Source organism: uncultured Campylobacter sp. (assembly GCF_938031315.1).
GTDB lineage: Bacteria > Campylobacterota > Campylobacteria > Campylobacterales > Campylobacteraceae > Campylobacter_B.
The window spans coordinates 1-8,113 of the sequence record NZ_CALHHT010000083.1; the positions used below are offsets into that span (position 1 = coordinate 1).

The window sequence follows — 8,113 nt, forward strand, 5'->3', positions numbered from 1 at the left end:
ATCTGCCTTGCTACCGCGATACTTTCGATGTGGGTTTCAAATACCGCGACTGCGGCGATGATGCTTCCGATCGCACTTGGAATTTGCGCCAATATGGATGAGAGTAAAGACCGCGGCACGCTCGTATTTTTGCTTTTAGGTATCGCGTATTCGGCGAGTATCGGCGGTCTCGGCACGCTCGTAGGCTCACCGCCGAATTTGATCGTGGCACAGGCGCTACACTATAGCTTCGCGGACTGGATGAAGGTAGGTTTACCGCTAATGTTGGTGATGCTACCGATAATGCTTTTGGTACTTTATGTAATTTTCAAGCCGAATTTAAGCCATAAAATAAAGATGGATCTGGAGCATATCCCTTGGACGCGTAAGCGTATAATTACGATCGTCGTATTTGCTCTAACGGCGATCGGCTGGATATTTTCGAAGCAAATTTCAGGTCTTGCGGGCTTTAAAGTAGACGACGCTTACGTCGCGATCTGCTCGGCAGTCGCAATCGTCGTGTTAGGGCTTGCCAAATGGCATGATATCGCAGAAAACACCGAGTGGGGCGTATTACTACTTTTCGGCGGCGGACTTACTCTAAGTGCTGTTTTGGGCGATTCGGGAGCTTCTAAGGTACTGGGCGATCTGGTCGCGCACACTTTCGGCGGAGCGCCTACCTATGTCATACTGCTTGTAACGGCGATCTTCATCATCTGCCTAACGGAATTTACCAGCAATACCGCTTCCGCTGCGCTTTTAGTGCCCGTATTTGCGGGAGTAGCGGCTCAAATGGGGCTACCGAAAGAAACTCTTACGATTATCATCGGCGTAGGCGCGAGCTGCGCTTTCGTAATGCCGGTAGCGACGCCGCCGAATGCTTTGGTTTTCGGCACGGGACGTATCCGACAAATAGAGATGGTGCGAAGCGGCGGAATTTTAGCAGTGGTTTCTGCAATTTTGGTCTCGGGCTACGCGTATATTTTTTACTCGTAAAATTCCGTCAAAATTCTATAGTCCGGGTATCTGCTCGGACTAAATATATTTATAAGATATATTTTTAAACTCCTAAATTTTCGGAATTTTTATAAAAAAATTCTAATTTAATACTATTTTAATCAGTTATTTGTATAATACGCATATTTTATGGAAAGAAGAATTTATGGATTTTGATTTTATAGCTAAATTTAGCCCTATGTTCGTAAAGGCGGGAATTTTAACGCTAAAGCTCGCATTTTACGGGATTTTACTATCCATCATAATCGGCTTTATCTGCACGCTGATAAAATATAAAAGATTGCCGCTACTAAGCCCGCTTGTGAGCGCATATATCGAGCTATCTCGCAACACTCCGCTTTTAATTCAGCTATTTTTTCTATACTACGGCCTGCCGAAGCTGGGCGTTCAAATTTCGGGCTTTAGCTGCGCGATCGTAGGTCTTGCGTTTTTGGGCGGAAGCTATATGAGCGAGAGCTTTAGGCTCGGTTTTGAGGCGATAAAAAAATCCCAGATCGAAAGCGCAATGAGCCTGGGCCTTAGCGAGGCGCAGATAGTGTTTTACGTCGTGCTGCCGCGCGCCTTTGCGATCGCCCTACCCTCCATCAGCGCAAATATCATATTTCTACTCAAAGAAACCTCGATCGTTAGCATCGTCGCACTCGCCGATCTCGTTTATGCCGCAAAGGACGTGATCGGGCTGTATTACAAGACGAACGAGGCGCTGTTTATGCTAAGCGTTTCGTATCTGATCATAATCTTGCCGCTTTCGCTCGCACTTACGCTGCTTGAAAAGCGCCTTGCGTATATGAGAGGCTAGCGATGGAACTCTTAAGCGGCGAAAATTTAATCAGGCTTCTTGGCGGGCTCGGGCTCACGCTGCAAATCGCGCTCATCTCGATCGCGGTTTCGCTCGTGCTAGGCTTGGTACTTGGAATTTTAATGGCCTCCGGGCGCAGAGTCTTATACATTCCGCTTAAAATTTGCCTAGAGATCGTGCGCATCATGCCACCCATCGTTTGGCTATTCATCGTGTATTTCGGCGCGAGCAAGGCATTTGGCATCCACATCTCGAATATCGCGGCTTCGATCATCGTCTTTAGCGTCTGGGGCATTTTTGAGATGATGGATCTGGTGCGCGGCGCCGTGCTTAGCATCCCTAAGCATCAGTTCGAAAGCGCCGAAGCACTCGCATTTAGCAGATCTCAAATTTATCTCTACGTGATCCTGCCGCTTGCGATGAGGCGCCTAGTGCCCGCAACGATAAATTTATTCAGCAGGATGATAAAAACAACCTCGATCGCCGTGCTAATCGGCGTCATCGAGCTCGTCAAGGTCGGACAGCAGATCATCGAAGTAAATGTCTTCCGCGACAATTACGCGCCGCTAATCATCTACGGAGCGATATTTTTCGTATATTTTTTGATCTGTTATCCGATCTCGGCGCTTTCGAAAAAATTAGAAAACAGGTGGAGCTGATGGAAATTTTAAAAATCGACAAAGTCAATAAATTTTACGGCGAGCTGCACGCGCTAAAGGACGTCAGCCTTAGCGTCGCGCAGGGCGAAGTCGTTGTGATCCTAGGCCCTAGCGGCTGCGGCAAAAGCACCCTACTTCGCACGATAAACGGGTTAGAGCCGGTACAAAGCGGAAATTTTATAATCGAGGGCGAGCGGATCGATCAAAATTTCAAAGAGTGGCGCAGGATCAGACAAAAGATCGGCATGGTCTTTCAAAGCTACGAGCTTTTCGATCACTTAAATGTATTAAATAACATCATCCTAGGTCCCGTGAAAGTTCAAGGCGTATCGCGCGAGCAAGCTATAGAGCTAGCCAAGCACTGGCTTAAAATCGTAGGACTAGAAAATAAAGAGCGAGCCTACCCCAAAGAGCTTAGCGGCGGGCAGAAGCAGCGCATCGCAATCGTGCGAAGCCTTGTGATGAAGCCCAAGATCATGCTTTTTGACGAGGTTACCGCAGCACTTGATCCAGAGATCGTGCGCGAAGTGCTTGACGTAATGCTAAATCTTGCCAAAGAGGGGCAGACGATGCTAATCGTAACGCATGAGATGGGCTTTGCGCGCGCCGTAGCCGATCGCATAGTTTTTATGGATGAGGGAAGCATCGTGGAGATTAATGAGCCGGAGGCGTTCTTTACCGCTCCAAAGAGCGAGCGCGCGAAGAAATTTTTAAATATGTTCGAATTTAAAAAATAAATTTTAATAAAGGAGAAAAGATGAAAAAAACGCTAAGCACGCTTTTTATCTTAGTTGCGTTATTTTTCGCAGGTTGCAACGACGAGGGCAAAGGCTCCTCAAATTCCGCGCAAGGTTCCGCCGCGCCGCAAAGTTATATCGACGGGATTAAAAAGCGCGGCGTGGTAAGGATCGCGGTTTTCGGCGATAAGCCGCCGTTTGGTTATATCGACGAGGCGGGCAAAAACGCGGGATATGACGTGTATTTTGCAAAACGTATCGCAAAGGAGCTTTTGGGCGATGAGAGCAAGGTTCAGTTCGCGCTTGTAGAGGCCGCCAATCGCGCGGAATTTTTGGCGTCGGATAAGGTCGATATCACGCTTGCAAATTTCACCGTCACGCCGGAGCGTAAAGAGGTCGTAGATTTCGCGCTGCCGTATATGAAGGTAGCCCTCGGCGTCGCGAGCAAGGACGGCGATATCACCGACGTTTCGCAGCTTAAGGATAAGACGCTTTTAATCAACAAAGGCACGACCGCGGATCTGTATTTTACGAAAAACCATCCCGAAATCAAGCTTTTAAAATTTGACCAAAATACCGAGACTTTCGGTGCGATGCTGGACGGCAGAGGCGATGCGATCGCGCATGATAATACGCTTTTGTTTGCGTGGACGAAATCAAACCCTGGCTTTAAGGTAGGTATCCGCTCGCTAGGCGATCAGGACGTCATCGCGCCTGCGGTCAAAAAGGGCAACGACGAGCTTCGCAAATGGCTTGACGATCTAATCGTAAAGCTCGCGGATGAGAAATTTTTCCACGCCGACTACGATGCGACGCTAGCGCCGGTATACGGCGACGACATCAAAGCTGACAACGTCGTAATCGAGGGCGGGAAGTTATAAATTTTGATTCGCCGTCTAATTTAGCAGGGCAATTATCAAGCCCTGCAACTTCGCAGCTACGAGCCTGCCGTATCTTTGCCGAACGGCGGCTGTAAATGTCAAAAGTGGCGGCGAGCGCTTTTATAGGTAGCTAAATTTATCGATCTAGCGGTAAAGTTTTGCTTCCGCGCGGCAAATTTAGCCGCGAAGTAAATTTTAGCCGAGCCGAAACGCAATCTAGCGCGGGTCGTTGCGGCAAATTTTAAGTCGCGCGCGGCGGCATAAAATTTCAAGCGATAGTAAAATTCTAATGTAAACTGCTCGCGCGGTAAAAATTTTGCCGTGCGAGCGATGATAAATCGCAAGCGCTCGCTCGTTAAACGGAGCGGGAATTTATAAAATTTATCGGCTCAAAGTAGCTTGCAAAGTCTTATACGAACGCCGCGCGCGCTCTATCTTTCGATCGGCTCGCGCAAAGGAGCGATCACATGTCCACCTAAACGCACGATCCGCGCAACGCATTCATTTCCACGCTCAGCTACACGGCGCATCTGTGCCGCTAAGCCTACGATCCCGCGCGCTTTGTCCTGTCTATCTGCACCGTCGCGGCTGTATGTAGCCCGCCGCCTCCGAATATTTTACTCCGCGCCGCCGCTTGCCTTATTCGCTCCAAATTTTGCGGTTCAAATTTAGCTCGCTCACGATACCCACAAGCGCACCGATCTCATCTACGTAAAGCTCTATCGTGGTATCCTGCTTTAGCGAGTAGTCGATGCTAGGCTCGAAATTATCGCGCCAGGTCTCGATCGCCACGTAAATTTTATCCTCCCTTAGCACCGCGTTTATCTGCGAGCCCAGCCTTAGATAGACCTCCGTCAGTCGCTGCATCAAAAGCGGCGTCAAAGCGTATCTAGCGCCCACCTGATCGGTCGTATAGACATCAAAAAATTCCTCAAATTTCACGTCGTCCATATTTGCTCGCTGCCCGTATTTGCGCAGATTTCGCGAGTTTTTGTGACATACCCGCACCTCGCAGCTAAGCCTTTTGTGAAAGTCCGCGACGAAAAGCACTCCTTGAAATTTTACGTCGGTGCGAGTGCCGTTTTTGGTGCGCACTTTTTCGGCGGCGTAAAAGTCGCTAAACCTCACTGGCACGCCCTGCACCTCCCCGCTCATCATATCCTCGCTCGATTGTTCGTTTATGTAGCAGTCGTAAATTTCAAAAAACTCATCTGCCCCCAGCCCGCCGCTTTCGTCGTAGCTAAGCCCGAAGCTTTTTGCGATGCTCGCGACGATCCTGCTTTTGAAATTTGATCTGAAATTCCGTCTTTTGCTCGCCGTCAAAAGAGCGCTCACGACGCCATAAACGGAGATGCCGAAAAATACGCCGGGCGCCACTTCGTCCCAAAAGCGCGCCACTAGTGCGCCCACACTGGTCCCTACGACAGCGGCGATTAGACCGGCCTTTTTCACCGATTTTTGCAGCGCCGCGCGCTCATCCTCTAGGCTCTGCAGATCGGCTAGAAAGTTAAATTTTGATCCGGTTGCGCCGTCCTTCTCGCCCCTGCCTTCTCTTTCGGCGGTTTTGGACTCAAACCTCTCGTAAATAGCGCTCGCGCGGCTATCACTGCTTTCGGAGCTACCGCCCTCGCCCACTTCAGCTTTTAATACCTGCCCCTCGTTTGTATCATAGCTTAAAATTTGCCCATCTTGCGCTGCGCCCTGCCCTAGCGCGCCTGTATTTTGCGTCGTATCAAAGCCACTAAATTTATCGAAATTTGCGCGCTGCGTGCCGCCGTTTTTGCCAAAGCTTAAACTGTAAAATAGGCGGTAGAGCAGCCCATTTAAGAGGGGAAAGATGATGAAAAGCGCGACTATGAGCCAATTCGTATCAAACGAAACGGGCTCTGCTCTGGTATTCAAAAACACGTAAAGCCCGAGCAGCAGGGTTATCAAAAATGAGACGAGTTTGCTAAGGCGCGCGAGCTTTTCGCGCCGTTTTTCAAGCAGGTAAAGCTCCTCTAAATCGCCGTTTCTATCCATAATCCGCCTTTTGTAGCGCATTTAAGCGCCGGTTCATTTGTCGCGCAAATGTTAAATTTAACCGCGTGCCGCAAGTTTGATCGCCGCTAAATTTAGCGCCCTGCTGTGATAAATTTTAAAATTTATTGCGCCTGCCTTAGATTTAGCCGTTATAAATTTTAAATTTCGTCCTTGCCGCGCCGCAGTTCGTTTAATGCGGGCAGATCTTTAGCGCATCTTTCAGCCGCCCTAGCCCGTCTTTTAGCAGCGCCCTAGAGGTCGCGATATTTAGGCGCAAAAATTTCTCGCCGCCCTTGCCGTATTGCGCGCCGCAGGAGAGATACAGCCCCGTTTTTTCGCGGATGAAGCGCGCAAGCTCCGCGCTATCCTGCGTGTAAGCGCCCGCATCGAGCCACATCAGATAGGTCGCGTCTTGCGGCACGACATGCACCTGCGGAAGCTCACGCGCAATAAATTCCGTCGCGAATTTGCGATTTTCGCTGAGGTATTCGCGCAAGGCGTCCAGCCACGCCGCACCCTTCGTAAATGCGGCGATCGCGCCCTGCACTGCGAAAAAATTCGGCTCGGCGATGTCGTCGGAATTTAGCGCCTTTGAAATTTTATGACGCAAGCGCTTATCTGCGGCAAAGACCGCCGCACTTTGCAGCCCCGCGATATTAAACGCCTTCGTGGGAGCGATTATGGAAGCTGAAATTTTCTCGCACGTCTCGCTCGCGGCAGCAAAAGGCGTGTAACGCACGCCGGGCTCGGTCAGATCGCAATGCACCTCATCGCTAAGCACCGTCACGCCGTGCTTTTCGCACAGCTCGCCGATACGAGCAAGGTCATCCCTGCTAAAAGTGCGGCCGACCGGATTGTGCGGATTGCAAAGGATAAAAAGCGTCGTCTGCGGATCGGCTAGCTTAGCCTGTAGATCCTCCCAATCGATGCTATAATCGCCGTTAGCGTAGGCAAGCTCGTTTTCTATCGGCACGCGGGCGGCGTTTTTGATGCAGTAGTAAAAGCAGTTGTAAACGGGGCTCATCAACAGCACGTTTTCGGCGGGCGAGGTGAGTTTGCGGATGATCGAATCGATCGCAGGCAGCGTGCCGCTAGCATAGATCAGCCACTCCTTTTGGATTTCATAATCGTGGCGCGCGAGCCACCAGCCTTGATACGCGCTGCGCCACTCATCATCCACAAGCGAATAGCCCAAAACTCGCTCATTTAGCCGCTTTTGCAGAGCCTCGATGATCTCGGGCGCTACGGCAAAGTCCATATCCGCGACCCACATCGGAAGCTCATTCTCGCCTACGTCCCATTTAAGCGACTTCGTGCCGCGGCGATTCGGCAGGGTGTCGAAGTCGTATTTCTCCTTGCCGCTTATAAAATCAAAAAGTCCCATCTTACGCCCTTAATTCAGTAATGATTTCAGTTTTAGACGCGTCCGTTGCGCCATCTAGGATCAGCTCGCCGATGCTTACCGCGCGGATTAGCCCGCTACTTGGATTTTTGACGCTATCGATCGCGCCTTTTACCTCGGCATGCACGTCGCTGTATTCAAACGCTAGCGTCGTATTTATTAGCTCGCAGTCTTGCAAGCGTAAATTTTGCATATAGCAAAAGCCCTGCAGGCTCTCGATCTTGCAGTTTCGTAGCGTTACGTTTTTGGAATTCCACCCAAAGTATTCGCCCGCGATGAAGCAGTCCTCGATGAGGATATTTTCGCAGTTCCAAAACGCGTCCTTGGAGAGGAGTTTGGAATTTTTGATCGTTACGTTTCTGCAGCCGTCGAAGCAGTAATCCCCAAAAAGCGATAGATTTTCGATGCTTAAGCTTTCGCAATCAAGCCCGAAATACGCGCCCTTTGCGGTGACGTTTTTTAGCGTGACGTCGCTGCAGTGCCACAAGGTCTCTTGTGCGTCGTGAAATTCTACGTTTTGCAGCGCGGCGTCTTTTAGATGCGGCGCGATCGATAGCGAAAAGCCGAGATTGTTTATCGCAAGCGGGCGACCTTTGGCGTCTAAAATTTGACCGCGC

General features: G+C 50.0%; 8 protein-coding genes. 5 read left to right on the forward strand and 3 right to left on the reverse strand.

Features of this window, described 5'->3' with window-relative positions:
• The 5 genes from Q0236_RS02230 to Q0236_RS02250 all read left to right on the forward strand — a co-directional run.
• The coding region (locus Q0236_RS02230; protein ID WP_297914551.1) for a DASS family sodium-coupled anion symporter at window positions 1–975 on the forward strand (975 nt) is incomplete at its 5' end.
• A 166-nt stretch (window positions 976–1,141) separates the two neighbouring features.
• Entirely contained in the window at window positions 1,142–1,795 is a 654-nt protein-coding gene (locus tag Q0236_RS02235; RefSeq protein WP_297914554.1) for an amino acid ABC transporter permease, read from the forward strand.
• A gap of 2 nt (window positions 1,796–1,797) precedes the next feature.
• Window positions 1,798–2,454 (forward strand): amino acid ABC transporter permease, encoded by a 657-nt coding sequence (locus Q0236_RS02240; RefSeq protein WP_297914557.1) that lies wholly within the window; start codon window positions 1,798–1,800, stop codon window positions 2,452–2,454.
• The gene (locus Q0236_RS02245; RefSeq protein ID WP_297914560.1) at window positions 2,454–3,191 is read left to right on the forward strand and encodes an amino acid ABC transporter ATP-binding protein; all 738 of its coding nucleotides are present in this window, start codon (window positions 2,454–2,456) and stop codon (window positions 3,189–3,191) included. Before Q0236_RS02240 ends, Q0236_RS02245 begins: the two co-directional genes overlap by 1 nt.
• 20 nt (window positions 3,192–3,211) lie before the next feature.
• Window positions 3,212–4,072, forward strand: a complete 861-nt coding sequence (locus Q0236_RS02250) for a cysteine ABC transporter substrate-binding protein (RefSeq protein ID WP_297914563.1) — start codon at window positions 3,212–3,214, stop codon at window positions 4,070–4,072.
• 639 nt (window positions 4,073–4,711) lie between these two features.
• On the opposite strand, the gene Q0236_RS02255 is transcribed toward Q0236_RS02250, so the two are convergent.
• The 3 genes from Q0236_RS02255 to Q0236_RS02265 all read right to left on the reverse strand — a co-directional run.
• On the reverse strand, window positions 4,712–6,094 hold the full coding sequence (locus tag Q0236_RS02255; protein ID WP_297914566.1) for a DUF3137 domain-containing protein: 1,383 nt from the start codon (window positions 6,092–6,094) through the stop codon (window positions 4,712–4,714).
• A gap of 190 nt (window positions 6,095–6,284) precedes the next feature.
• Entirely contained in the window at window positions 6,285–7,478 is a 1,194-nt protein-coding gene (locus Q0236_RS02260) for a MalY/PatB family protein (RefSeq protein ID WP_297914569.1), read from the reverse strand.
• A gap of 1 nt (window position 7,479) precedes the next feature.
• Window positions 7,480–8,113, reverse strand: a 634-nt coding sequence (locus tag Q0236_RS02265) for a DUF3737 family protein (RefSeq protein WP_297914572.1), incomplete at its 5' end; no start/stop codon positions are given.